28 protein-coding genes and 1 tRNA gene are annotated in these 22,753 nt (G+C 55.5%); 13 read left to right on the top strand and 16 right to left on the bottom strand.

Annotated features, from left to right (window positions below; all coding sequences use genetic code 11):
- The first annotated feature begins 58 nt into the window (after positions 1 to 58).
- Entirely contained in the window at positions 59 to 1,297 is a 1,239-nt protein-coding gene (locus tag AC6I8E_RS04900; RefSeq protein ID WP_013357068.1) for an AI-2E family transporter, read from the top strand.
- Between the two features lie 63 nt (positions 1,298 to 1,360).
- Here AC6I8E_RS04900 and AC6I8E_RS04895 read toward each other — a convergent pair whose 3' ends face one another.
- From AC6I8E_RS04895 to AC6I8E_RS04885, 3 genes are all read right to left on the bottom strand, one after another.
- Positions 1,361 to 1,678, bottom strand: a complete 318-nt coding sequence (locus AC6I8E_RS04895; protein ID WP_033731819.1) for a KPN_00521 family repetitive protein — start codon at positions 1,676 to 1,678, stop codon at positions 1,361 to 1,363.
- 138 nt (positions 1,679 to 1,816) lie between these two features.
- Positions 1,817 to 2,242 carry a DUF4186 domain-containing protein gene (locus tag AC6I8E_RS04890; protein WP_147788543.1) on the bottom strand — a complete coding sequence of 142 codons (426 nt, stop codon included), beginning with the start codon at positions 2,240 to 2,242 and terminating at the stop codon, positions 1,817 to 1,819.
- A gap of 12 nt (positions 2,243 to 2,254) precedes the next feature.
- Positions 2,255 to 2,527: a cupin domain-containing protein gene (locus tag AC6I8E_RS04885; protein ID WP_013357065.1), complete on the bottom strand. Its 273-nt coding sequence runs from the start codon at positions 2,525 to 2,527 to the stop codon at positions 2,255 to 2,257.
- Between the two features lie 168 nt (positions 2,528 to 2,695).
- Here AC6I8E_RS04885 and AC6I8E_RS04880 point away from each other — a divergent pair, with 168 nt between their 5' ends.
- Positions 2,696 to 3,592, top strand: a complete 897-nt coding sequence (locus AC6I8E_RS04880) for a lipid kinase (RefSeq protein WP_497824492.1) — start codon at positions 2,696 to 2,698, stop codon at positions 3,590 to 3,592.
- 7 nt (positions 3,593 to 3,599) lie between these two features.
- Here AC6I8E_RS04880 and AC6I8E_RS04875 read toward each other — a convergent pair whose 3' ends face one another.
- The 5 genes from AC6I8E_RS04875 to AC6I8E_RS04855 all read right to left on the bottom strand — a co-directional run bounded on the left by AC6I8E_RS04875 (position 3,600) and on the right by AC6I8E_RS04855 (position 7,120).
- Positions 3,600 to 3,833 carry a BssS family protein gene (locus tag AC6I8E_RS04875; RefSeq protein WP_041457185.1) on the bottom strand — a complete coding sequence of 78 codons (234 nt, stop codon included), beginning with the start codon at positions 3,831 to 3,833 and terminating at the stop codon, positions 3,600 to 3,602.
- A 267-nt stretch (positions 3,834 to 4,100) separates the two neighbouring features.
- Positions 4,101 to 4,232 carry a DUF421 domain-containing protein gene (locus AC6I8E_RS04870; RefSeq protein ID WP_013357062.1) on the bottom strand — a complete coding sequence of 44 codons (132 nt, stop codon included), beginning with the start codon at positions 4,230 to 4,232 and terminating at the stop codon, positions 4,101 to 4,103.
- Between the two features lie 108 nt (positions 4,233 to 4,340).
- Positions 4,341 to 5,306, bottom strand: a complete 966-nt coding sequence (locus tag AC6I8E_RS04865) for a magnesium and cobalt transport protein CorA (protein ID WP_497824491.1) — start codon at positions 5,304 to 5,306, stop codon at positions 4,341 to 4,343.
- Positions 5,307 to 5,407: 101 nt separating this feature from the next.
- The gene (locus tag AC6I8E_RS04860; RefSeq protein WP_095707577.1) at positions 5,408 to 6,427 is read right to left on the bottom strand and encodes a DUF481 domain-containing protein; all 1,020 of its coding nucleotides are present in this window, start codon (positions 6,425 to 6,427) and stop codon (positions 5,408 to 5,410) included.
- A gap of 96 nt (positions 6,428 to 6,523) precedes the next feature.
- Entirely contained in the window at positions 6,524 to 7,120 is a 597-nt protein-coding gene (locus tag AC6I8E_RS04855) for a DUF1349 domain-containing protein (RefSeq protein WP_497824490.1), read from the bottom strand.
- 342 nt (positions 7,121 to 7,462) lie between these two features.
- On the opposite strand from AC6I8E_RS04855, the gene AC6I8E_RS04850 reads away from it, so the two are divergent.
- Positions 7,463 to 7,699 (top strand): DUF2171 domain-containing protein, encoded by a 237-nt coding sequence (locus AC6I8E_RS04850; protein ID WP_497824489.1) that lies wholly within the window; start codon positions 7,463 to 7,465, stop codon positions 7,697 to 7,699.
- A gap of 180 nt (positions 7,700 to 7,879) precedes the next feature.
- On the opposite strand, the gene ddpX is transcribed toward AC6I8E_RS04850, so the two are convergent.
- Positions 7,880 to 8,461 carry a D-alanyl-D-alanine dipeptidase gene (gene ddpX, locus AC6I8E_RS04845; protein ID WP_110331486.1) on the bottom strand — a complete coding sequence of 194 codons (582 nt, stop codon included), beginning with the start codon at positions 8,459 to 8,461 and terminating at the stop codon, positions 7,880 to 7,882.
- Between the two features lie 516 nt (positions 8,462 to 8,977).
- On the opposite strand from ddpX, the gene AC6I8E_RS04840 reads away from it, so the two are divergent.
- From AC6I8E_RS04840 to AC6I8E_RS04830, 3 genes are all read left to right on the top strand, one after another.
- A complete protein-coding gene (locus AC6I8E_RS04840) occupies positions 8,978 to 9,307 on the top strand; it encodes a SymE family type I addiction module toxin (protein WP_313677194.1) in 330 nt (109 codons plus the stop codon).
- A gap of 203 nt (positions 9,308 to 9,510) precedes the next feature.
- Positions 9,511 to 10,044: a DUF2778 domain-containing protein gene (locus tag AC6I8E_RS04835; RefSeq protein ID WP_041456696.1), complete on the top strand. Its 534-nt coding sequence runs from the start codon at positions 9,511 to 9,513 to the stop codon at positions 10,042 to 10,044.
- Positions 10,045 to 10,521: 477 nt separating this feature from the next.
- Positions 10,522 to 10,674, top strand: coding sequence for a hypothetical protein (locus AC6I8E_RS04830; protein WP_195857265.1), 153 nt, complete (start codon positions 10,522 to 10,524; stop codon positions 10,672 to 10,674).
- Here AC6I8E_RS04830 and AC6I8E_RS04825 read toward each other — a convergent pair.
- The 3 genes from AC6I8E_RS04825 to AC6I8E_RS04815 form a co-directional block, all read right to left on the bottom strand.
- Entirely contained in the window at positions 10,671 to 10,994 is a 324-nt protein-coding gene (locus tag AC6I8E_RS04825; protein ID WP_195857266.1) for a hypothetical protein, read from the bottom strand. The two genes, AC6I8E_RS04830 and AC6I8E_RS04825, sit on opposite strands and share 4 nt — an antisense overlap.
- Before the next feature lie 345 nt (positions 10,995 to 11,339).
- A tRNA-Arg gene (locus AC6I8E_RS04820) sits at positions 11,340 to 11,416 on the bottom strand.
- Positions 11,417 to 11,510: 94 nt separating this feature from the next.
- Complete coding sequence (locus AC6I8E_RS04815; protein WP_013357052.1) at positions 11,511 to 12,014, bottom strand: DUF1198 family protein; 504 nt, start codon at positions 12,012 to 12,014, stop codon at positions 11,511 to 11,513.
- A gap of 173 nt (positions 12,015 to 12,187) precedes the next feature.
- Between AC6I8E_RS04815 and folD the strand changes: the two genes are divergently transcribed.
- Both folD and ybcJ read left to right on the top strand, forming a co-directional pair.
- Positions 12,188 to 13,054 (top strand): bifunctional methylenetetrahydrofolate dehydrogenase/methenyltetrahydrofolate cyclohydrolase FolD, encoded by an 867-nt coding sequence (gene folD, locus AC6I8E_RS04810; protein WP_033782248.1) that lies wholly within the window; start codon positions 12,188 to 12,190, stop codon positions 13,052 to 13,054.
- Complete coding sequence (gene ybcJ / locus AC6I8E_RS04805) at positions 13,055 to 13,267, top strand: ribosome-associated protein YbcJ (protein ID WP_013357050.1); 213 nt, start codon at positions 13,055 to 13,057, stop codon at positions 13,265 to 13,267. It abuts the gene before it with no gap.
- Positions 13,268 to 13,294: 27 nt separating this feature from the next.
- Here ybcJ and AC6I8E_RS04800 read toward each other — a convergent pair whose 3' ends face one another.
- Both AC6I8E_RS04800 and cysS read right to left on the bottom strand, forming a co-directional pair.
- Complete coding sequence (locus tag AC6I8E_RS04800; RefSeq protein WP_497824488.1) at positions 13,295 to 14,401, bottom strand: AAA family ATPase; 1,107 nt, start codon at positions 14,399 to 14,401, stop codon at positions 13,295 to 13,297.
- Between the two features lie 33 nt (positions 14,402 to 14,434).
- On the bottom strand, positions 14,435 to 15,820 hold the full coding sequence (gene cysS, locus AC6I8E_RS04795; protein WP_041456690.1) for a cysteine--tRNA ligase: 1,386 nt from the start codon (positions 15,818 to 15,820) through the stop codon (positions 14,435 to 14,437).
- A 212-nt stretch (positions 15,821 to 16,032) separates the two neighbouring features.
- Between cysS and ppiB the strand changes: the two genes are divergently transcribed.
- From ppiB to purK, 4 genes are all read left to right on the top strand, one after another.
- Positions 16,033 to 16,527 (top strand): peptidylprolyl isomerase B, encoded by a 495-nt coding sequence (gene ppiB, locus AC6I8E_RS04790; protein ID WP_013357047.1) that lies wholly within the window; start codon positions 16,033 to 16,035, stop codon positions 16,525 to 16,527.
- Entirely contained in the window at positions 16,527 to 17,243 is a 717-nt protein-coding gene (gene lpxH, locus AC6I8E_RS04785; protein ID WP_497824487.1) for a UDP-2,3-diacylglucosamine diphosphatase, read from the top strand. Before ppiB ends, lpxH begins: the two co-directional genes overlap by 1 nt.
- Before the next feature lie 130 nt (positions 17,244 to 17,373).
- On the top strand, positions 17,374 to 17,880 hold the full coding sequence (purE, locus tag AC6I8E_RS04780) for a 5-(carboxyamino)imidazole ribonucleotide mutase (protein WP_013357045.1): 507 nt from the start codon (positions 17,374 to 17,376) through the stop codon (positions 17,878 to 17,880).
- Complete coding sequence (gene purK / locus AC6I8E_RS04775) at positions 17,877 to 18,941, top strand: 5-(carboxyamino)imidazole ribonucleotide synthase (RefSeq protein ID WP_497824486.1); 1,065 nt, start codon at positions 17,877 to 17,879, stop codon at positions 18,939 to 18,941. Before purE ends, purK begins: the two co-directional genes overlap by 4 nt.
- Before the next feature lie 90 nt (positions 18,942 to 19,031).
- Here the strand turns inward: purK and ybbP are convergent, their stop codons facing one another.
- Together ybbP and ybbA are read right to left on the bottom strand one after the other, a co-directional pair.
- Positions 19,032 to 21,449, bottom strand: coding sequence for a putative ABC transporter permease subunit YbbP (ybbP, locus tag AC6I8E_RS04770; RefSeq protein ID WP_497824485.1), 2,418 nt, complete (start codon positions 21,447 to 21,449; stop codon positions 19,032 to 19,034).
- A complete protein-coding gene (gene ybbA, locus AC6I8E_RS04765) occupies positions 21,446 to 22,132 on the bottom strand; it encodes a putative ABC transporter ATP-binding protein YbbA (RefSeq protein WP_010259059.1) in 687 nt (228 codons plus the stop codon). The genes ybbP and ybbA overlap by 4 nt, the downstream gene beginning before the upstream one ends.
- Between ybbA and tesA the strand changes: the two genes are divergently transcribed.
- Positions 22,100 to 22,726 (top strand): multifunctional acyl-CoA thioesterase I/protease I/lysophospholipase L1, encoded by a 627-nt coding sequence (gene tesA, locus AC6I8E_RS04760; RefSeq protein WP_187266175.1) that lies wholly within the window; start codon positions 22,100 to 22,102, stop codon positions 22,724 to 22,726. The genes ybbA and tesA overlap by 33 nt on opposite strands.
- Positions 22,727 to 22,753: the final 27 nt, after the last annotated feature.

Genomic DNA, 22,753 nt, shown 5'->3' with positions numbered 1-22,753 from the left:
GGACACAGCAAATTTGCGCGTCGGGTTTATCAGAGTTTGTTCCAGATGAGGTTTCTCCATGCGTTTTAAAGGATTGAACATCGGGTTTTTCATTTTGATTCTGGCTATCGCCACCGTCGCATTTTTCGAGGTGCTTTCGCCCTACTTCTCGCCGATTTTATGGGCGGCAATTCTGGCGGTGATTTTCCATCCGCTGAAAACCTGGCTGCGCAGCCGACTGGGTGACCGCAACGGCGTGGCCGCGCTAATTACCCTGTTCTGTATCTGCCTGATTGTCTTCACGCCGCTGGCGATTATCGCCTCCTCGCTGGTGGTTGAAACCAACGCGGTCTATCACAAATTGCAGACCAACTCATCGCAGTTCCCGGCCGTGTTCGCCGATCTGCTGCAGCATCTGCCGCGCTGGGCGAAGCATTTCCTGGCTGAAAATAATCTGGATAACGCCGAACAGATTCAGCAGAAGCTCTCCTCGTTTGCGCTTAAGGGCGGTCAGTATGTCGCGGGCAGCGCCTTTATCATCGGTAAAGGGACGTTCAGCTTCACCGTCGGCTTTGGCATCATGCTCTATCTGCTGTTCTTCCTGCTGAAAGATGGCTCCTATCTGGTGCATCTGATTCTGGAAGCGCTGCCGCTTTCCACCTACGTGAAACATCACCTGATGGTGAAGTTTGCTGCCGTGGCGCGTGCGACGGTGAAAGGTACGGTGGTTGTCGGTATCGTGCAGGGTATTCTCGGCGGGCTGGCTTTCTGGTTTACCGGCATCGACGGCAGCCTGCTGTGGGGCGCGCTGATGGCGTTCCTCTCCCTGATTCCGGCGGTCGGTTCCGCCATCATCTGGGTACCTGCGGCGATCTTCTTCTTCGCCACTGGCGCACTGTGGAAAGGGCTGTTCCTGGTTGGTTTCTTCGTGGTGATTGTCGGTCTGGTGGATAATATTCTGCGTCCGCTGCTGGTCGGCAAAGACACCAAGATGCCGGACTATATGATTCTGATCGCCACGCTGGGCGGGATGGAGATTTACGGCATCAACGGTTTCGTGATCGGTCCGGTGATTGCCGCGCTGTTTATCGCCTGCTGGAACCTGCTCTCCGGTCGCGATAACCGCGAAAACATCGAAGTCATTGACGAAGAAGTGATCGAAGAAGGCAAAAAGCAGTCAGAGACAGCCGCAGAAGCTGCAGCTGAAGCGGCGTCTGCGGCAGCCGATGCGGCCGCTGAAGCGGAAATTAAAGTGTCGGCGTTAGCGGCGGCGGAAAGAGAAGCTGCGGAAAGAAAGGCGGCAGAAAACAAAGCGTAATCCGGCTCAGCCATAAAAAAACCCACCTTTCGGTGGGTTCTTTTTTACCTGAAAACCAGCGTCTTAGTTGGTCGCTTTGTTTTTCAGATCTTCAGCACCCTGCTTGGTTTTATCCCAGCCTTTTTCAGTGCCTTCTTTGGTTTTGTGCCAGCCTTTCTGAGCACCTTCGGTGATTTTGCTACCGGTGGTGTGGCTTTTGCCTTCAGCGGCGTGCTCAGACTTCAGCTTCAGCTCTTTGCCTTCATTCTGGGTCTGATGCAGTTTTTCTTTCGCGGTGTCAGCGCCTTTATGCGCTTCCGCAACGGTGTTATCGGTAGTAGTAGCAGCAAATACTGGCGAGGCCAGCAAAATAGCAGACAGTGCAATAATTGATTTCTTCATAATTCCCTCTGTATTCATCGTTGCCGTGTAGGTTTTAATCCTGGCATAGCCTTCCCAGGAAAGATTTAAGAATAAACCAGGAATGAAAAAGGGCCAGTTTTCACCAGAAAAAGACGCTGACTGTAGCTTTTTTATCCATTACCAGAGCGCCAGCTGCGGATCGTCGTCCGGTTTCGGCTTATTCCGGCTCACGCGAGCAGGGGGTGCCGGCTGCTGCATCTGCCGGGTGATCCACGCCAGTAACACCGTCACCACATATTCCTGCTGCTCAGCACTCAGCGGCTGATGCTGCCCGATGTGGTGCCACTTGCTCAGACAGCCACGACAGCAGGTCGCGGTGGCGTGCTGGGCGATAAACACCGGATGACCGCGCATCGGCGTCTGTTTGCCATCATTTTCCGGCTGAGCAGGTGCCAGTCGCTGTGCGACAAACTCAGCGGCGTGCTGTCGCAAAACCGGCTCGCCTTTGCTGCTCGCATAATCGTACTCAGCGCGTCCCAGGCGAAAACGCTGACGAAACGGCGAACGTGCCAGCCGGGTAAACAGTTCATCAGACACGTTCATACTGATTGCCGGTTACTCATATTTACGCCCCGCCAGATAGCTGACGCCCTGTGGTCCGAACGCTTCACGATGCAGTTCATTCGGCTGCAGGTGAAACGTCTCGCCAGGAGAGTAAGTGGTATCGCCCTGCTCGGTACTGATAGTGATGTCACCCGTGAGAATCAGGGCCAGCGCTTCAAAAGGATGGACGTGATTATCAAGCCGGGCTGATGCGGCACGCTCAATCAGCAGTGGCTCATCAAAACCCTGTTCGGCTAACAATTTTCTGAATTCGTGTTCTGTCATCGCAACGCCTCAATATGGAACTGATCCTAAGCAGTGTAGACGATCTTTATCGCCGCTTATGGCATGGAACGGGTACGTAAAGTCGCGCAAACAGGGTTGTTCACGGGTCAGGCCGATGCTGTACTTGCCGTCTCGTTCCCCATTTTGACAGCAGGATGATGTAAAAGTATGTCTTACCCTCAAAGAACGGCTCTGTTGCTGATTAATCAGCGCTCACGTAAAGGACGCATTGAGGCGAGTCGGGCGCAGACGCTGCTGGCTCAGGCTAGCTTCACCCTGCTGCAACCGGACGAGGATGAGACCTGTAGCTACAGCCAGCTCATCGCGGCGTATGCCGGTCGCGTCGATGCGGTGATCGTCGGCGGTGGCGATGGCACGCTTAACGCAGCCGCGCCGGGACTGATGCAGACCGGCCTGCCGCTGGGCATTTTACCGCTGGGCACCGCCAACGATTTTGCCCGTACGCTGGGCATTCCCGCCAGCCTTGAACAGGCGGTGAAAATTATCGCAGACGGGCAGTTGCGCGCCGTGGATCTGGGGGAAGTGAATCAGCACCTGTTTCTTAACGTCTCCAGCATCGGCTTTTCGGCCGAGCTGGCGCATAACCTTACGGCGGAATCGAAAAAACGCTGGGGTGTGGGCGGTTATGCCCTGGCGGCTTTACGGCTGCTGCGGCAGAGCCGTCCGTTCAGCGCCACGCTGGTGCATCATGGTCAGCGGATACCAATCAAAACGGTTCAGGTGTCGGTGGGCAACGGGCGCTTCTACGGCGGTGGCATGACAGTGGAACAGCGCGCAGCACCCGACGATGGGCTACTGGATGTCTACAGCCTGGAGTTGCAGCATAGCTGGCAGCTGATTGCGCTGCTGCCCTTTCTGCGGCGCGGCACCCATGGCCGCTGGCGCAACGTGCGGGCATTCAGCACCACGGAACTGACCATTGAGACGCGTCGTCCTCACTATATCAATGCAGACGGCGAGATTGTCGGTCAGACACCCGCACATTTTCGCCTGCTCACCCGTGCACTGCGGGTTTATGCACCCGCCGGTCAGTCAGTCAGATAACGCAGGATTAATGCTTAGCGACATTATTTTCGGCGTATTCGATCTGTTCAGAGAGGTTGCTGACCAGTTTTTTTGCCATCTCAATGGTCAGGCCAAGAAAGAGCGTCTCCTGCGGAGCCTGCTCGCGGGAGGCCTCAGGGTCGAGGTAGCTGAACTGCAGGACCAGCGCCTTATGATTGCTTAAGGGGCCAATATGCCAGCCGGTAACCGGATAGAAGATAAAACGATTAAATTCATTCACTTTGATCCTGACTATACAAGCATAACGCTGATTGGGGTCAGGCCAGCTCTGATAATAAAACATGAGTGGAGTGCTGAGTCTGAACTAAATCCACAGGATTACAAGGGAAGCGGGAGAATAAGCGCAGCGTTAAACGGTTAGCATCGTTGCGGTGCCTGGAGCCTGACCTGACAGGCAAATGCCGGTAAATCATGCCAGCGCCTCCTGTTAACCGAGGCGCTGGCGTAGGTGAATCCTTTCCGGTCAGAGGCTATAACCAGCGCCCGGCTAATCAGTCTGCGGAATAATCGAGATATGGCCATTAACCTCCAGCACCGCATATTTAATCTGATTGAACCGCTCCAGCCCCGGACCGGATCGCGCCGCTTCCAGCACATCGTCAGGACTGATGCCGGTCATCTTCAGGCGGATCAGGAACGGAAACCCATCATTACGTTAATCGTAGCGCAAAGGCGCAGTTTCAGAATTGCGCCAAACGTCTCAGTATCCAATGCTGCCTGACGACGATTACAGCCAGCCCGATCGGCGCAGTTTAGCCCACAACCCGCCGCAGGCCAGCAGCGTCAGCCCAACCGCCAGCGGATAGCCATACAGCGACTTCAGCTCCGGCATATGTTCGAAGTTCATGCCGTACATGCTGAACACCACGGTCGGGATCACCAGGATCGCGCCCCAGCCCGCCAGCTTTTTGACCACCTCATTCTGCTGCACCGTCACCAGCGCCAGATTGACCTGCATGGCGCTGGTCAGCATCTCGCGCATATCTTCCGCGTCGGTCACCACATGACGGGCGTGATCCTGCACGTCGCGGATATAGGCGCGCAGCGGACGCGGGATCAGATCTTCATGCAGGTGGATAAGCTGATTACAGATCTCTTCTACCGGCAGCGCTGCATTGCGTAGTGACAGCAGATGACGCCGCATGGTGTAGACTGACTGGACCGACTTACGGTCAAATTCGCTGGTGAAGAGATCGTTCTCCATCTGCCCCACCCGCTCATTCAGCGAGGTGGAGAGCGCGGCATAACGATCAATAATGAAATCAAGCAGGCAGTAGAGCGGCCAGGCAGGGCCAAGCTTCAGCAGCGCCGGATTTTCAGACGCCCGCTGCCGCACCGGTGTATAGCTTTCAGATGCGCCATGACGGATGCTGATCAGGAATTTTTTTCCGACAAAGAAGTGGGTTTCGCCCAGTTCGCAGCTGTCATCCTTTGCACAAACCGTCTTGACCACGATAAACAGTGAGTCACCGTAATGTTCGATTTTGGGTCGCTGATGGGCATTAAGCGCATCTTCAACCGCCAGTTCGTGCAGGCCGAACTCCTCTTTAATCTTCGCCATAAATTCAGCGTCTGGCTGCCACAGCCCGAGCCAGATAAACGCTTCCGGCTCTTTGATCACTTCACTGATATCTTCGACGTCGACCTCTTCGCCCGCACTTCCAGGACGATAAACCCTGCTGCTTACGATCATCTTCTGCATTCCCGTTGTGACAGTACATGCAGCTTAGCCAAAGCCGGGCCGGTAACCGGATAAAAACAGTAAGGATTTGCTGCGACTCAACTATCAGCGGGTTACCACTTCAGGCCTAATCCGGTTGAGAAGATGCCTTCGTTAAGGGTATCGGGAATGCCGCTGACCAGATTGCGATGATAGCCAAGGTGCAGCGTTGACCAGGAGGTCAGGCTGTAACGCATCCCGACTTCGGCATCCAGCATAAATACTCCGTCATCATCCAGTGAGTGACCGACATCGCCGTTGCTGTAAAGCGTGACCGACTTGCCCAGCAGATAGCGCTGATAGTTCCAGCGCAGCGAGCCGCCAAAGTGCCGCTCTTCGCGATCGTCGCTGTAGCCATACTCAAAGGCACCGCCAAGCAGCGAGAGTGAGAAGGAACTGAGTTCAGTGTCCCACAGCTGATAACCCGGGCCAGTGCCGAGCAGCGCCTGCCGTGAGAGGTTCTCTACCCAGTCGCGCTTGTAGGTCGCGCGGGTCTGCCAGAAGAACTGCTCACTGACCAGATAGTCGAAGGCGTAGCGCAGGCTGTAGTTATTGGTGTTGATGCTCGCGTTTTCCTGCTCGCGATTGTAGGTCGCACCGATATCGTGCCGCCATTTGCCCTGGTTCAGTTTGGTGTTGAGCGCAAAGCTGTAGTCGTCGGTCTTGGTGGAGGCTTTTTTGACCTTCACGCCCGCATCAATGTTGCCGGTCCAGGCGAGCTGATCGGTGCGGACTTTGGCTTTCATAAACTCATCGATGCGACTGACGGAGACCTGCTGCTCCTGCTCATTGCGTTCCACCCAGACATAACCGGGATCGGACGAAGAGAGCCGCACCTGATAGTGTTCGCCGGTCTTTTTGTTTTCGACATTGACCGGATTGTCGCTGGCGAGCGTACTGACCGCATTCCACGCCAGGGTGACGGTGCCCGCGTAGTGTGTCTCAATCGCCAGCTTGCCGTCGCTGAGGTAACGGATCGTGCCGGTCAGCCGATCGCCATTATTCAGCCAGACGGTATCGGCTGCGGCCTGCTCTGCCCATCCGGTACAGCAGAAGATGACCAGCAGCCGGGTCAGTAAGATGGCGCAACGCATAGCTTTCCCTGTAAAGGCGTCGTTCGGTATGGACGACGCGTCACCGCAAATTCGGACCTGACAATTAAGCTGATTCCGCGATGATATGCAATGAAGTCAGGAAAGGTCGTGCAGGGCTTTGCCGGATGGCGGACCCAGCGTGAAGTTGCTGAAACGGATCGCCAGCCCCTCGCGTTCAGGCGAACAGCCCATCACGCCGACAAAACGCCGCGCCTGACCCGGCCATGGGCAGAGTCGCAACAGCGGCCAGGTCAGGCCGTCGGTGGAGTACTGAATTCTCAGCGCCCCTTTTTCCAGCGTGGCGCGCAGCCAGAACTGACGCGCATCACCAGGGAATACACCGGTAGACCAGTCAGAAAACTCACGCGTGACCACGCTGCCGATGGCAGGCTGGTCATCGTTAAACTCAATGCCCGCTTTAACCCAGTGCGTTTCACTGTCCTGAATAAACAGACCGGCCTGATCGTAGAGCTGGCTGAAGTCCGCCCTAACCTGCACCTGAACGGTAAAATCATTTTCCACCCAGAAGCCAAAAGCGTGGCCGCTGTGCCGTTCGAAGCCGTACCAGGTGCGCTGCCAGAAATCGCTGTTTAACGCGGTTTCGAACTGTAGCGTATCGCCATCCAGACTGTGTACAGGCGGCTGATTAATCCAGACGCCACCTTCGGTGGTCAGTGAGCTGACTGCGGACATAGGCACTCCTTTAGGTGAGTTAAATCGCCTGCGTTCGGGCACACCCGGACGCGGCGATTGACCTGATTATCATAGCGTTGATTGGTGAAACAGCCGGAGAGGATCGCGGCCAATCTGAACATGCCGGAGTGGAAAATACTTAGCTGAGCAGCCCCGATACTGCAAACATCGGGATCGGTTAGCGGTTTCGTTTTTTCGTGTTGCGTAAACAAATAACCGCGTTCAGCTCCAGTCGGCTTAACTATTTCATTTTGTTAATTGCCTGGCGGAAACCGCGATTAACAACCAGGCTTGTTCTGTCTGAGGGCAACTGAACTCATCAAATATAAGGATTAAGTCAACATGGTAGATAAATCAGAGATTCTGGATCACGCACAGATTGTTGATGTGAATGGCGAACACGTCGGGATTGTTGACCATTTCGAAGGCGACGACAAAATTAAGCTGGCGAAAAGCGATCCTGAAGCAGGCGGCAAACACCACATTATTCCATTCAGCTGGGTGAAAGACGTTGATGATAATAAAGTCATCCTGTCTAAATCTAAAGCGGATGTCGAAAGCGAGTGGCAGTCTGCATAAAGCGTTAGCCGTGGCACCTGCCACGGCTTATTTCTTTTCTGCACGTTACGCTATTTTTGGTTATCACCCTGCCCGAACCCGCTTATTTTATCGCTCTGCCCTTCTGCATTCTCTGAATAAACAGCGAATAAACAGTGCTTTGTGCATTTCCCCTGAATATACCAAAACTGTTCTGTCTTCTCAGAGGCTGATATTTTCGGCCTGCGGTGAGGAGTAACAGCCAAATACGCCGTCGATCAGCGGATAAGTTTCTGAACCGGGCAATTCAAAATGCCACCATTCGCTCGCAATGCCTGTGAAGCCCCCACCCAGCATAATGGCATTAAGCATCAGACGGTTGCGCTGAGCCTGAACGGGCACCGCAGGATGATAAGGATGGGAGTGCTCACTCATCTCATCGAAGCCGGTGCCCATATCCACGATTTCGCCCTGCTCGTCGATCAGCGTCACGTCTACCGCCGTACCACGACTGTGGTTTGATCCGCGCGTCAGCGGTGCAACATAATCCTGATTAGGGCAGGCCTGCCACAGAATTGCCTGCGCGGCAGGTGGCCTGTACGCGTCGAGGATCAGCAGCGAATAGCCCGCCACGTTTGCAATATCGATACTTTTCGCCAGCGCTCTTGCCGCATCAACATGCAGCAGACAGCGTGCGTCGCGGTAGATCGGCTGACCGGTCAGGTTGTCGGCGGTGGCGTATTTCAGATCGATGGCTGACTGAGGAAAGGCCTCAGCAATATCAACAAGATTTTTACTTTCCATGACGGAGTGCTCCCTGTTTATGTGCTCTGTGGCGGGCTGGCCGGAGAGGAGGGTTATGAGGCGGCTATAATGGCATTGCGGCGGAAGGAAAAAAAGGTGTCGTAAATTTTTGGGTCCGGGCGTGGTGTGGCAGTTTGTTTACTCAGAATTGTGGCTGGCAGGTTTAAAGGCTTGAGAGATGAGTACAGGCGGAATAATCAGTTACCTGAATTCAGGATCCGTAGCGCTTTATAAATAATTACAGTCAGATGAAAGGCAATATTTCAATTCCACAAAATTCTAATTCTTTATCACTTTTACTTCATATGAAAGTGCAGCAGTTAATTACTTTATTTTGCGATCTGCGCCGCAAATAATAGCATTTTAACTGTGAGGAAACTCGCTGATTTACATCAATTTTCATCTGGACTTTATTCATATTTGTTGATTATATATACAGGTATTTAGCGCGAACCAGAGGTGTTGGAGCACCCCTGGATCGCTAATCACAACCACTATTTAGCGAGAATAGAGATCATGACTGAGTCAGAGTGTAATGCAGTTGGTTTAAATCCAGAAGACCCTTCCATTACCCGGCGTAAATTAACGGTGAGTTACGCCAGCCGGTATCCAGACTATATCCGTATTCCCTCGATCATTATGAAAGGCCAGTGGCTGGCAGCCACCGGATTCACCACCGGCACCGAAGTTGAGGTGAGTGTCACAGAGGGCCGTATCGTGCTGACCGTGAAGCCACCCGAGCCTGTCGATGAACAACTGGTTAACGCGTTAGCGCAGCTGAACAAGCTGCCTGCAAGAAAACAGAAGCAGGTGCTGGCATTGTCGGGTGTGGTTGCGGGTTATTAGCGTTGAGGTGAAAGGATGCCGCTTCTGGTTAGAGGCGGCAGATAGCTTATTTATGATTGCCGGTGGACGGTGACTACAGGATGCTGGGTGTGGCAATATAAACGAAGCCAGACTGATTTAAAAAACAGTGACCGGAAGAGACATTTGAGTAACCCGCCAGAAGCAGCATGAATGGGCTGTGAATTGATACCAGGAGCCTTACGATGCAAATATGCATGATGGATTATGGTCAACTTTCCAGTGATGGGAAACGTGTGAAGCTAAGCTGCTATGGTGTCGGTTCTTTTGATATTTTGTCTGGTATCGAACGGTATATAAACAATCCAGATTGTTCTGACATTGAGAAGGCCGCCATTCCGCCAGGAACGTACTGGATCGTAGACAGGCCAGAAGGCAGTTTGCTAAATCGTGCCCGCGCAGAGTTGATTGATTTGGCCCATATGTACCGGAATCACCACTCCGAGTGGTTTGGTCTGTACAGCGCGGAAACCATGAGTGACTACGTTTTTGTTAATGGTGTAAAGCGCGGCAGCTTCAGGCTTCACCCACTTAATACTGACGGTTCCGGCGTATCATGGGGATGCATAACCTTCTATCGCTCAACTGACTTCCAGACTTTACGCAGTTCGTTGTTGCGGAGGAAAAAAGTCGTCGTACCGGGTAGTCATGGTTTATTAGCATATGGCCGCATTGATGTTCGTGGTGTTCCTGATTTCACAAAGTGTGTCGCTCGATGAAAATACTGATATTTATTGTCATCCTATCCGCCTCCTGGATACTCATACCTGAAGGTTTCATCAGATCACTGGTTGAAGGCCATATCAGTGGTGATGGTGAAAGCGCTATGGATAGTTTCGAATTCACCGTGCTTGTACTTAAAGCAGTTTTTTCTCTGATGCTAGCCTTTGTTGGTGTCTGGCTTTATCGCAAAGCTAACCGGCGATAATAAAGCAACACTCAAGCAGCTCATCATCGACAGGCCTTCAGAATTACCTTAGGGGCTTAACACACGGTGGTTTATGGTGCCAGTAAGGTGTTGGGCCTGGCCATTGAGAAGAAGACTCGCTGGCTTGTGCTTTTTAAATGAATGATGAGGGAACGACAACGGCAAGCGTCAGGAAGATGAGCTGCGTTTTAAACACTGAATGGCGTCCAGTATTCAGACAGGCAGGTATATCATATTATGCAAGCTGACTTTGAAGTCAGAAGTCTGGATGTTATACAAATATCTGCCAACTGCTCATGATCGCAAAGTTCAGGGTATGAGTAGATTAGCACTTGCTTTAAAAGGCGCTGGATCAGTCTATAATGGGGCTGGAATAGGTTTAAAACTTTATCAAATGAAAAATAGCCCCGCACAAAACTAACCTCTGTTTTTTCTGATAAACCTGTTCGCTTTCCAGGCCAGATTCAGAGGGGTGACAAAATAGACTACAAAGAATGCAAACGTCAGAACAATAATATATGGAATGGCATTTGAAGCATCTGCATTGAAAATGCCATCTAATCCAACCAGTGTCAAAATAACAAGGGCAATCATTCCGCCCCAGAAGCGTTTACTCAGATCAATCACAAGACTTTGGAGTGTATCTTTTTTTGACTCGTCTTTTTTAATAATGCTTTTGAGCTTACCAATGTCTTTAGCAGAGAAGCCGTTATCATAAAGTTCTTGCTCAAATTCGTTCATCTGATTCATCCTGAATGACGTTGCGATACGTGCGAAATATAGCACAGTGAACCCGGCGCATGCTAACCAACTGGCTTGCTCTGGTATCAATGTTTCCTCACTTTTGCAGGCTCTGCCTGAACATCAAGCTGAAATCCTAAAGCGCAAAATATAATAGCGCTCAATATAAACAGCAGGATAAACAACAAGCACATTATAAGCCTCGAAAAATCAAAGACCTGTTCAAAACGCCATGAAAGTACTGATGACAATTAATTTCGTGGAGAAGAATAAGAGTAAAACGTTGAGGTATGCTTCTGAGAGTTAAGCAAAAGTGAGTCTCGGGATGCAATACAGAAGAGAATTTGGTACGCCCTACAGGATTCGAACCTGTGACCTACGGCTTAGAAGGCCGGTGCTCTATCCAACTGAGCTAAGGGCGCATGGAGATGGCACGGATTATACGTCGGGAAGCGGGTACGTCAACGTTTTTGCCGTTTCACCGCAGCGAAGTGCTGCGGTAATAACCAATTGGCGTCAGTGACGCCTGCGCCATTCGCTGAGCGACACGAGTTTGCTGGTGCCGGTAAATTCTCCTTCCAGCTCAATCCCTTGTGATGTGAAACGCGCATTGTATTGCTCACGAAGTGCGTGCAGCTCCTGGCTGTCCGGCTCCAGCTGGCGCAGAAAGCCCAGCGCGAGCAGCAACTGCTGGCGGCTGATAAGCGGTGGAAAACCGGCACGACTGAGAATGGCATGCCAGCGCTGGCTGTTCTCCTCGCTGCCGTCAACAATTAACACCTGCCAGATCAGCAGTACCGCCGCACCGTTATGCAGATGCGTTTCATTATCGCTGCTGAGATAGTCGGTAAACTCTTTCGCCGCCACTTTCCCCATCATAGAGAGCATTGATTCCACCTGTAGCGGTGGCAGCTGCAGCCGTTTGCTGAGCCGCTGAGCGGCGTGGCGTGAGCCAGCGGTGAGCAGCTGAAATCCAGCGACAAACACCACCGCCAGAGTAGCGAGCATTATCCAAATCATTACATCGTCCCCGGATTGTCCTGCAGATATCATACGCATGCAGGCAGGCACTCGTCGCGACGAAAAAGCCGGAAAGCGCATACGCGGCTGAAACTGTGACTGACAGCAGCCTGCGCTTCTGACAAAATAGCCCCCTTCCCCGATTCAACACAACACAGTGGATTTCCTCTCTGATGGCAGCAAAAATTATTGACGGTAAAACGATTGCGCAGCAGGTGCGCGTTGAGGTTGCGGACAAAGTGAAGCAGCGTCTGGCCGCCGGAAAACGTGCGCCAGGTCTGGCCGTGGTACTGGTGGGTGAAAACCCGGCATCGCAGATCTATGTGGCCAGCAAACGCCGCGCCTGTGAAGAGGTCGGTTTCCACTCCCGCTCTTACGATCTGCCTGCCACCACCCGCGAAGCTGAGCTGCTGGAGCTGATCGATAAGCTCAATCAGGACAACGAAATCGATGGCATCCTGGTGCAGCTGCCGCTGCCAGCTGGCATCGATAATGTGAAGGTGCTGGAGCGCATCACGCCGGATAAAGATGTCGATGGCTTCCATCCTTATAACGTTGGTCGCCTGTGTCAGCGTGCGCCAACGCTGCGTCCCTGCACGCCGCGCGGTATCGTGACGCTGCTGGAGCGTTACAACATCGACACCTACGGCCTGAACGCTGTGGTGGTCGGGGCGTCCAACATCGTCGGTCGTCCGATGAGCATGGAGCTGCTGCTTGCGGGCTGCACCACCACCGTCACCCATCGCTTTACCAAAGATCTGCGCCATCACGTTGAGCACGCCGATCTGCTGGTCGTTGCGGTGGGCAAGCCAGGCTTTATTCCGGGCGACTGGATTAAACCCGGTGCCATCGTCATCGACGTGGGCATTAACCGTCTGGACAGTGGCAAAGTAGTGGGCGACGTTGATTTTGACAGCGCATCAGAGCGCGCCTCCTACATTACCCCGGTACCGGGCGGTGTCGGACCGATGACAGTCGCAACACTGATTCAAAATACGCTGCAAGCGTGCGAAGAGTTTCACGATAAAGAGGACGTTTAAATGGCAAGTTTTTCACTGGGTAAATTCCCGCACGTCGATCTGTGTGACCTGCTGAAGCTGGAAGGCTGGGTTCAGAGCGGCGCACAGGCGAAAGTCGTGATTGCCGAGGGTGAAGTGAAGGTCAACGGCGCGGTAGAGACCCGCAAGCGCTGCAAGATCGTTGCCGGTCAGACCGTGGAATTTGCCGGTTTTCGCATCACTGTCGTCGAGTAATTCCCGGGCGTCCCTGCGGGGACGCTGTCACAGCAGTTCATCCCCCGCGACACACGTCTCCCCTTCCCGCTGTTCCAGTGCAATATGATTCACCGCCGTGTGCTGTGCAATCAGTGTCGCGAGGCGGGGTGAATGGCTGGTGATCCAGAGCTGGCTGTACTTACTGGCTTCGGCGATTAAACGCGCCAGCGCAGGCAACAGATCTTCATGCAAACTGTTTTCCGGCTCATTCAGTGCCATAAAGGCGGGTGGGCGCGGGCTGAGCAGCGCCACAACCAGACAGAGAAACCGCAGCGTGCCGTCTGAAAACTCCGCGCTCTCCAGCGGACGCAGAATGCCGTGGCGGGACATCAGCATCTGAAAGCGACCGTTCTGCACGTCGACGTCAAACTGGCTGTCGGGAAACGCCTGCGTCATCACCTCAGACAACAGTTCTGAATGACCACGCTCCACGATGGTTGCCCAGGCTGCTGCCAGATTGCTGCCATCATGGCTCAGCACCGGCGCACGCACCCCAATCTGTGGCGCACGTATCGGTGAGCCAGGCCAGACGGCGAACTCATGGTAGAAGCGCCACTGCTGCAGTCGTTCACGCAGCTGGGAAAGTTCCGGGTAGAGATGCGGTTCGCCAAGCTGACCAAACAGCGACTCTTCAGGATGCAGCACCGCCGGATAAGCGACGCGATCCCCTTCAACGTTGTGCAGAAAGGCGGTCTGATTTTCTCGCTGCATGATGCAGGCAGAAGGGCGACGACGCTGACCGCTGAGCCAGAGGCGCTCCTGCTTCACCAGCGGATCGAGGTTGAACAGGCTGGTCGACAGCGGCTCGGGAAAGCCAATCTCCAGCTGGTAATCCATATCATCCATCACCACGGCCAGCTCCAGCCGCTTTGGATCGTGTCGGCGATCGCCCCGGCGCAAGCCACCCGCCCACATCGTTTTCTGAATGCCGCCTTCGTCAGCCAGTGCCAGCGCCAGACGACCGGAGGCCGCTTCGTGCAGCAGTCGCACCGCTTTGTAGAGGTTGGATTTACCGCAGCCGTTGGGACCGCTCACCACATTCAGCTGCTGCAGTGACAGCGTCAGGTTACGTATTGAGCGGAAGCCGCGGATCTGAATCTGTTCAATCGCCATAATAAAAAAGGGCGATTGCTCGCCCTCTCCGGTTTATTTTCGACGCCAGCTGGAGCCTTGTGGCCCATCCTCGACGATGACCCCCAGCGCGTTAAGCTTGTCGCGTGCGATGTCCGCTTCCGCCCAGGCTTTGGCGGCACGCGCATCGGCACGGGCTTTCACCCAATGTTCGATCTCGGCAACCTCTTCGTCATTCACCTGCGCGCCGCTTTGCAGGAACAGCTCAGGATCCTGCTGCAGGATGCCCAGCACGTTAGCCATCTCACGCAGCTTCGACGCCAGCCCATGTGCTGAAGCGCCATCTTCGCTTTTCAGGCGGTTAACTTCACGCGCCATATCGAACAGCACCGAGTAGGCTTCCGGGGTGTTGAAATCATCGTCCATTGCGCTGCGGAAACGCGCTTCAAACGCTTCGCCGCCGTGCGCTTTAACGCTGCTGTCGGTGTGACGCAGGGCGGTATAAAGACGCTCCAGCGCCGCACGCGCCTGGTTCAGGTTATCTTCGCCGTAGTTAAGCTGGCTGCGATAGTGACCGGACATCAGGAAGTAACGCACTGTCTCCGCATCATAATGTTGCAGCACGTCACGCACGGTGAAGAAGTTGCCGAGCGATTTAGACATCTTCTCGCGGTCAACCATCACCATGCCGGAGTGCATCCAGTAGTTAACGTAAGGACCGTCATGGGCGCAGCTCGACTGGGCGATTTCGTTTTCATGGTGCGGGAACATCAGGTCCGAACCGCCGCCGTGGATGTCGAAATGGGTGCCCAGCTGTTTGCAGTTCATCGCCGAGCACTCGATATGCCAGCCAGGACGGCCGTTGCCCCACGGTGATGACCAGGCAGGCTCATCCGCTTTAGACATTTTCCACAGCACGAAGTCCATCGGATTACGCTTCACGTCCGCGACTTCAACCCGCGCGCCCGCCTGCAGCTGCTCCAGATCCTGACGCGACAGCGCGCCATAATCGGTGTCGCTCAGCACATCAAACATCACGTCGCCATTGTCCGCCACATAGGCGTGATTGCGGGCGATCAGCGTCTGCACCAGCTCAATGATTTCAGCAATGTGGCGGGTGGCGCGCGGTTCCTCATCAGGTGGCAGGATCCCCAGCGCGGCGAAGTCGTTGTGCATCTCGCCAATCATACGGTTGGTCAGCGTTTCGATGCTCTCACCGTTTTCATTGGCGCGTTTGATGATTTTGTCGTCAATGTCGGTGATGTTACGTACATAGTTAAGCTGATAACCGAGGTAACGCAGGTAGCGCGCCACCACGTCAAACGCCACGAACGTCCGCCCATGACCAATGTGACAGAGGTCATACACCGTGATGCCGCAAACATACATCCCGATTTTACCGGCATGAATGGGTTTGAATTCCTCTTTCTGTCGACTCAGGGTGTTATAAATCTTAAGCATTGAACGGTTCCGTTTTTGCGTGTGGTTGGCTTTTTTAAGTATCCAGACATTGTGCCGTATTTTTATCGCTCGCGCGACGCAAAGCAAGCCAACTGCGCCGTGCTGCTGACGCGTCATTGGAAATTATGATATAAGAACGGTCGACTAAAAGGGGTACGCCAGTTAACAGCGCGATCCCGGCAACTGATCACAACCTTTACAGGACAACAAAAATGGTAACTTTCCAGACGAACCATGGCGATATCGTAATCAAAACTTTCGATGATAAAGCGCCGGCAACCGTACAGAACTTCCTGGATTACTGCCGTGAAGGTTTTTACGACAACACCATTTTCCACCGTGTCATCAACGGCTTTATGATTCAGGGCGGCGGCTTCGAGCCGGGCATGAAGCAGAAAGCTACCAAAGATGAAATCCAGAACGAAGCGAACAACGGTCTGAAAAACACCAAAGGTACGCTGGCAATGGCACGTACCTCTGCACCGCACTCTGCGACCGCACAGTTCTTCATCAACGTGGCTGACAATGACTTCCTGAACTTCCGTGACGAAAGCGTTCAGGGCTGGGGCTACTGCGTATTCGCAGAAGTGGTTGAAGGCATGGACGTGGTCGAGAAGATCAAAGCCGTTTCTACCGGCCGCAGCGGCATGCACCAGGATGTGCCAAAGGATGACGTCGTGATCCAGAAAGTGACCGTCAGCGAGTAATGTCCCGCACGCTGTTTATCGCAGATCTCCATCTGTGTCAGGAAGAACCGGCGATTACCGCCGGTTTTCTGCATTTTTTACAGCGCGAAGCGCCCCACTGCGACGCGCTCTATATTCTCGGCGATCTGTTTGAAGCCTGGATTGGCGACGACGATCCCAATCCGCTGCATCAGCAGATTGCCCGCGCCCTGCGCGCCTTGCCAGTTCCCGTCTATTTTATTCATGGCAACCGCGACTTCCTGATTGGCCGACGCTTTGCGCGCGCCAGCGGCATGACGCTGCTGCCGGAAGAACAGGTACTGACGCTCTACGGCCATCGACTGCTGATCATGCACGGCGATACGCTCTGCACGGACGATGCGGGTTATCTGCGCTTTCGTGCCAAAGTGCACAATCCCTGGATTCAGCGACTGTTCCTGACGCTGCCGTTGTGGATACGCAAACGCATTGCCGCCCGGATGCGCGCCGACAGCAAACAGGCCAACCAGCACAAATCCCAGACCATTATGGATGTGAATCAGGATGCCGTGGCCGCCGCGATGCTGCGCCAGCAAGTGCCGCTGCTGATCCACGGCCACACCCATCGCCCGGCAATCCATACGCTGAGCTTAAAAGGTGAAACGGCGCAGCGCGCGGTGCTGGGTGCCTGGCACAGCCGTGGCTCGATGATTCAGCTCGACGCCAGCGGCATTCAGCTTATCCATTTCGACTTCTGATCGCCGGTTAAATCCACGACATCTGGCCGACGCAACCGTTTTCCTTGCGTCGTTGTCATGCTATTCTCGGTGCCCTTCAAAACCTGTCCGCCCGGCCAGGTCTGTTTGTTTATTCACAGGAGTTGACCGCATGTCATCCAACGCCCCGGCCCGCATCGCCATTGTTATGGGTTCCAGAAGTGACTGGGCCACCATGCAGTTCGCCGCTGAAATCCTGACCAGTCTGGACGTCCCTTTTCACGTTGAAGTGGTCTCTGCGCACCGCACCCCGGATAAACTGTTCAGCTTTGCCGAAACGGCAGCGGACAACGGTTTGCAGGTGATTATTGCTGGCGCAGGTGGCGCGGCGCATCTGCCGGGAATGCTGGCAGCAAAAACCCTGGTGCCGGTGCTGGGTGTACCGGTGCAGAGTGCAGCCCTGAGCGGCGTCGATAGCCTCTATTCGATTGTGCAGATGCCGCGCGGTATTCCGGTCGGTACGCTGGCGATTGGCAAAGCAGGCGCAGCCAATGCCGCCCTGCTGGCCGCGCAGATTCTGGCACTGCATGACAGCGCGCTGGCATCCCGTCTGAATACCTGGCGTCAGAGTCAGACCGATGAGGTGCTGAACCATCCCGATCCGCGGGTGGATGCATGAAGCCGGTCTGCGTACTGGGCAACGGCCAGTTAGGTCGTATGCTGCGCCAGGCGGGTGAACCGCTAGGTATCGCGGTCTATCCGGTAGGTCTGGATGCCGATCCTGCCGCCCTGCCGATCGCTGACAGCGTGATCACCGCCGAAATCGAACGCTGGCCGGAGACCGCGCTGACGCGTGAGCTGGCGAGTCATCCGGCTTTTGTTAACCGTGATATTTTCCCACGTCTGGCCGATCGCCTGACGCAGAAACAGCTGCTGGATCAGCTGGGACTGGCGACCGCGCCATGGCAGTTGCTGGCGGACAAAAGCGAATGGCCAGCGGTGTTTGATTCACTGGGCGAGCTGGCGATTGTGAAAAGCCGCACCGGCGGTTACGACGGGCGGGGTCAGTGGCGTCTGCGTGCTGATGAAACTGACCAGTTGCCGGAGGCATGCTACGGCGAATGCATCGTTGAGCAGGGCATTAACTTTTCCGGTGAAGTGTCACTGGTCGGCGCGCGCGGTCACGATGGCTCGGTGGTGTTCTATCCGCTGACGCATAACCTGCATCAGGACGGCATTCTGCGCACCAGCGTGGCACAGCCGCAGGCGGATCAGACACAGCAGCAGCAGGCCGAAGCGATGCTGAGCGCGATCATGCAGGCGCTGAATTACGTGGGCGTGATGGCGATGGAGTGTTTTGTGACGCCAGCCGGACTGCTGATCAATGAGCTCGCACCGCGTGTACACAACAGTGGTCACTGGACACAGAACGGTGCGTCGATCAGCCAGTTTGAGCTGCATCTGCGCGCCATTCTGGGCCTGGCCTTACCGCAGCCGGTGGTGTTTGCGCCGTCGGTAATGGTGAATCTGATTGGTACCGACGTGAATCTCAGCTGGCTGCAGCAGCCGCTGGTGCATCTGCACTGGTATGACAAAGAAGTGCGTCCGGGTCGTAAAGTGGGCCACCTCAATCTGACCGACAGCAATGCAGAGCGGCTGAAAGCGGCGCTGAATGCGCTGGTGCCTCAGCTTCCGGAAGAGTACGCCAGCGACATCGCCTGGGCCGTTGAAAAGCTGTAGTTTCCCTGAACCCGTTACCCGATTGCGGGTAACGGGTGCGTCTGGATAAAGGTCAAAGGCGGCCTGGCGCCGCCTTATTTCAGCCCTGCCTTATGCCGCATCAAACTTCCTGAACAGCGCCTTCCCTTTCAGTAACCGGATCCCCAGCCAGCCGCCACACAGCGACAGCAGCAGCGCGCCACACAACGGCAACGCCAGCCATAATGTCCAGTCAGGCTGCCATGGGAAGTCGAAAATCTTAGTCTGTAATCCCCACAGCGCCGCTTCTGCTCCCATTGCGGCCGCCACGCCGGAGACCACGCCGAGCAGCGCAAACTCACACCACAGCGTGGTGCGCAGCAGGCGTTTGCCCGCACCGAGCGTGCGATAGACCACCAGTTCCTGCCGACGCTGCCGCATCCCGACCTGAATCTGCGCCAGCAACAGCAACACACCGCAGGCGGTGACCAGTACCACCATGATCTCCAGCGCCCGGCTGACCTGCGTCAGTACCTGACCGATCTGCTGCATAATGCTGCCGATATCCAGCAGACTCAGCGCCGGGAAAGCACGGTTCAGCTGCGCCAGCAGAACAGGATTCGCCTCCATGCGGAAGCTGGTGAGCCAGGTCTGCGGCTGGCTGTCGAGCGCACCCGGCGGGAAGATAAAGAAGAAGTTCGGCTTCAGACTTTCCCAGTCCACTTTACGCAGGCTGGTAATACGGGCGCTGAACGTCTGCGTATCACCGTCGAACGTCAGGGTATCGCCGAGCTTCAGCCCCAGCCGATCCGCCAGCTCCACTTCCATCGACACTTCACCCGCTTTCGGCGGCCAGTTGCCTGCCACCAGCGGATTGTGATCCGGGCGATCGGCCAGCGCCGTCAGGTTAAGCTCGCGGTTAAGGGCATTATCCAGTTTCGGATCGGCCGGTTTACCGTTGAGTTCGCTAAGCCGCACCCGCGCAATCGGATAGAAGGTTTCAGGCTTAATCTGATGCGCTTGCAGGAAATCACGCACCTGCGGCACCTGATCCGCCGTCATGTTGAGCAGGAAGAAGTTCGGGCTATCCGCCGGTAATTGCTGCTGCCAGCGATCCAGCAGATCGCCGCGCATCACCAGCAGCAGCGCCAGCAGCATAAACGACAGGGAAAAGGCCGCGAGCTGGCTCAGCGTCATCCCGGGCTGGCGCAGCAGCCGGTTGATCGCCAGTCGCAGTGCCAGATTGCGTACCACCAGCCGACGCAGCAGCAGCAGGGTTCCCCAGCCGAGTAACGCCAGTAATCCCGCCAGCACCACCACACCCGCCAGCAGCGCCCAGAGCATTTTACTGCCGCCGACCAGCAGCGCTAACAGCGCCACCACCACCACGATCATTACCGGAATATAAAATTTCAGCGGCCAGAGATTTGCCACCGCATCGCGCCGCAGCACCCGCAGCGGCTGGGTTGCCAGCAGCAGACGATAGGGATGCAGACCCACCAGCAGCGAAATCACAAACAGCGAACCCACCGCCCAGATCCACGGCCAGACGCTGGCCGCCGGTAAGCTGGCAGGCAACACGGGTTTCAGCATCGTCATCAGGATCGCTTCCACCCCCTGTCCCACAACGCCTCCGGCAATCGCCGCGAGCAGCAGCACCGCCAGCCACTGGCCGATGATCAACCGCTGCAACGCGCCCTGCGTTGCGCCCAGGGTTTTCAGCACCGCCACCAGATCGTAGCGGCTGCGGCAATAGTGGCTCATGGCAACCGCCACAGCCGCAATCGCCAGCATCAGCGTCAGTAAGGCCGAGAGCAGCAGGAATTGCTGCGCGCGCTGCATCGAACGGCCCAGCGCATCTTCTGAGTTATCTACGCTGATCCAGCGCTGATCCGCCTTCAGCTGTGGTTGAATCCAGCGGTCATAGCGGGCCAGCTGCTCAGGATTGCCGGAAAATTTATAGCGCCAGGTGATGCGGCTGCCAGGCTGAATCGCACCGGTTCTGGCGGCATCCGCCAGATTGATCAGCAGGCGCGGTGCCATCTCAAACGGGTTAAAGCCGCCATCCGGCTCCTGAATCACCTCACCGCTGATGCGCAGCTGGGTATCCCCCACTTCCAGCATGTCGCCCACTTTCAGATTCAGCAGCGCCATCAGGCGCGGTGCCGCCAGCGCGGTGCCTGCCTGGGGCCGCAGCCCCGGCGGCTGCGTCTGCAGCGTGCCAAACATCGGGTAGCGGTCATCCACCGCTTTGACGGAGGCGAGCTGCGGTGACTGATCTGCAAAAGTCATGGTCATAAAGGTGAGCTGGGAACTGACCGTCAGGCCGGTTTCCCGCGCCTTTTCCAGCCAGGCTTCGGGCGCAGCATCGGTGCTGCGCAGCGTGCGGTCACCGGCCATAAAATCACGGCTCTGCTGATTCAGCCCTTTTTCCATGCGATCGCTGATCGACCCCAGCGCCAGTACGCAGGCTACCGCCAGCGTCAGGGCCAGCCAGACAATCAGCAGCGAGGGCGAACGCCACTCGCGCCAGAACCAGCGCCAGATCATTGCTCCTCCCACAATTTACCGTCGCGCAGCCGCAGACGACGATCGCAGCGCGCCGCCAGTTGCTCGTCATGCGTCACCAGAATCAGCGTGGTGGCGAAGTCGCGATTAAGGGAAAAGAGCAAATCGGCGATGCGATCACCGGTTTTACGATCGAGGTTGCCGGTCGGCTCATCGGCAAACAGCAGACCCGGACGACCACTGAAGGCGCGGGCCAGCGCGACACGCTGCTGTTCACCGCCTGACAGCTGAGCGGGCAGATGATGCAGACGTTCACCCAGCCCGAGCAGCGTCAAAAGTTCCCGTGCCTGTTCGCGGCTCTGGCGGTCGCTGTCGCCGCGCAGGAGTGATGGCAGCTGAACGTTCTCCTGCGCATTCAGGGTCGGCACCAGCATGAATGACTGAAACACAAAGCCGACCTGCCGGGCACGCAGGGCCGCACGCTGCTCTTCGTTCATCTGGTGCAGCGGCTGCCCCAGCAGATGAACTTCGCCGCTGCTGCCATCGTCCAGCCCGGCCAGAATGCCCAGCAGGGTTGACTTGCCGGAGCCGGACTCGCCAATCAGCGCAATGGTCTCGGCTGGTTTGACAACCAACTCAACTCCGGTGAGGATGGTTAACTGATGCTCTCCCTGACCGACGGACTTAGTAAGATGATGAACTTCAACAATGTTTTCCGCTGGCATTATCCCTTCCTGTTATTGATTCTTCTGATGGCGTCGCGTCTTGCTGCTGCAGATACCCTGATGGTGCTGGGCGACAGCCTGAGTGCAGGCTATCGTATGTCTGCCACGGCGGCCTGGCCCAGCCTGCTCGATAAGCAGTGGCAGCAAAAACCGAAAGTGGTCAACGCCAGCATCAGCGGCGATACTGCCGCACAGGGACTGGCGCGTCTGCCTGCGCTATTAAAACAGCATCAGCCGCAATGGGTGTTAATCGAACTGGGCGGTAACGATGGTCTGCGCGGTTTTCCGCCTGATGCTATCGCGCAGAATCTGAGTAAAGTCATCGACGATGTCAAAGCCGCCAATGCAAAGCCGCTGCTGATGCAGATCCGCCTGCCCGCCAACTATGGCCGCCGCTACACCGAAGCGTTCAGCGGCATCTACCCTGGCCTGGCGCAGCAGCATGATATTCCTCTGGTGCCCTTTTTCATGGAGCAGGTCTATCTGAAGCCCGGGTGGATGCAGCAGGATGGCATTCATCCTAATCCTGATGCCCAGCCGTTTATCGCCGGGTTAATGGCAAAAGAACTGGCTCCCTTAGTTAAGCAGCCGTAGCGCGCCTGGATGCGCAAAAAGGGTAAA

Source organism: Pantoea sp. X-Soil-YNGN-785 (assembly GCF_059730585.1).
Note: the sequence above shows the minus strand (reverse complement) of the source record. Positions and strands in the feature narration are given on the sequence as shown.

Excerpts from the sequence above, each read along its gene's own strand:
- AC6I8E_RS04900 (WP_013357068.1), top strand. The coding sequence starts at position 59 with ATGCGTTTTAAAGGATTGAACATCGGGTTTTTCATTTTGATTCTGGCT.
- AC6I8E_RS04895 (WP_033731819.1), bottom strand. The coding sequence starts at position 1,678 with ATGAAGAAATCAATTATTGCACTGTCTGCTATTTTGCTGGCCTCGCCA.
- AC6I8E_RS04890 (WP_147788543.1), bottom strand. The coding sequence starts at position 2,242 with ATGAACGTGTCTGATGAACTGTTTACCCGGCTGGCACGTTCGCCGTTT.
- AC6I8E_RS04885 (WP_013357065.1), bottom strand. The coding sequence starts at position 2,527 with ATGACAGAACACGAATTCAGAAAATTGTTAGCCGAACAGGGTTTTGAT.
- AC6I8E_RS04880 (WP_497824492.1), top strand. The coding sequence starts at position 2,696 with ATGTCTTACCCTCAAAGAACGGCTCTGTTGCTGATTAATCAGCGCTCA.
- AC6I8E_RS04870 (WP_013357062.1), bottom strand. The coding sequence starts at position 4,232 with ATGACCGGCATCAGTCCTGACGATGTGCTGGAAGCGGCGCGATCCGGT.
- AC6I8E_RS04865 (WP_497824491.1), bottom strand. The coding sequence starts at position 5,306 with ATGATCGTAAGCAGCAGGGTTTATCGTCCTGGAAGTGCGGGCGAAGAG.
- AC6I8E_RS04860 (WP_095707577.1), bottom strand. The coding sequence starts at position 6,427 with ATGCGTTGCGCCATCTTACTGACCCGGCTGCTGGTCATCTTCTGCTGT.
- AC6I8E_RS04855 (WP_497824490.1), bottom strand. The coding sequence starts at position 7,120 with ATGTCCGCAGTCAGCTCACTGACCACCGAAGGTGGCGTCTGGATTAAT.
- AC6I8E_RS04850 (WP_497824489.1), top strand. The coding sequence starts at position 7,463 with ATGGTAGATAAATCAGAGATTCTGGATCACGCACAGATTGTTGATGTG.
- ddpX (WP_110331486.1), bottom strand. The coding sequence starts at position 8,461 with ATGGAAAGTAAAAATCTTGTTGATATTGCTGAGGCCTTTCCTCAGTCA.
- AC6I8E_RS04840 (WP_313677194.1), top strand. The coding sequence starts at position 8,978 with ATGACTGAGTCAGAGTGTAATGCAGTTGGTTTAAATCCAGAAGACCCT.
- AC6I8E_RS04835 (WP_041456696.1), top strand. The coding sequence starts at position 9,511 with ATGCAAATATGCATGATGGATTATGGTCAACTTTCCAGTGATGGGAAA.
- AC6I8E_RS04830 (WP_195857265.1), top strand. The coding sequence starts at position 10,522 with ATGTTATACAAATATCTGCCAACTGCTCATGATCGCAAAGTTCAGGGT.
- AC6I8E_RS04825 (WP_195857266.1), bottom strand. The coding sequence starts at position 10,994 with ATGAACGAATTTGAGCAAGAACTTTATGATAACGGCTTCTCTGCTAAA.
- AC6I8E_RS04815 (WP_013357052.1), bottom strand. The coding sequence starts at position 12,014 with ATGATTTGGATAATGCTCGCTACTCTGGCGGTGGTGTTTGTCGCTGGA.
- folD (WP_033782248.1), top strand. The coding sequence starts at position 12,188 with ATGGCAGCAAAAATTATTGACGGTAAAACGATTGCGCAGCAGGTGCGC.
- ybcJ (WP_013357050.1), top strand. The coding sequence starts at position 13,055 with ATGGCAAGTTTTTCACTGGGTAAATTCCCGCACGTCGATCTGTGTGAC.
- AC6I8E_RS04800 (WP_497824488.1), bottom strand. The coding sequence starts at position 14,401 with ATGGCGATTGAACAGATTCAGATCCGCGGCTTCCGCTCAATACGTAAC.
- cysS (WP_041456690.1), bottom strand. The coding sequence starts at position 15,820 with ATGCTTAAGATTTATAACACCCTGAGTCGACAGAAAGAGGAATTCAAA.
- ppiB (WP_013357047.1), top strand. The coding sequence starts at position 16,033 with ATGGTAACTTTCCAGACGAACCATGGCGATATCGTAATCAAAACTTTC.
- lpxH (WP_497824487.1), top strand. The coding sequence starts at position 16,527 with ATGTCCCGCACGCTGTTTATCGCAGATCTCCATCTGTGTCAGGAAGAA.
- purE (WP_013357045.1), top strand. The coding sequence starts at position 17,374 with ATGTCATCCAACGCCCCGGCCCGCATCGCCATTGTTATGGGTTCCAGA.
- purK (WP_497824486.1), top strand. The coding sequence starts at position 17,877 with ATGAAGCCGGTCTGCGTACTGGGCAACGGCCAGTTAGGTCGTATGCTG.
- ybbP (WP_497824485.1), bottom strand. The coding sequence starts at position 21,449 with ATGATCTGGCGCTGGTTCTGGCGCGAGTGGCGTTCGCCCTCGCTGCTG.
- tesA (WP_187266175.1), top strand. The coding sequence starts at position 22,100 with ATGATGAACTTCAACAATGTTTTCCGCTGGCATTATCCCTTCCTGTTA.
- ybbA (WP_010259059.1), bottom strand. The coding sequence starts at position 22,132 with ATGCCAGCGGAAAACATTGTTGAAGTTCATCATCTTACTAAGTCCGTC.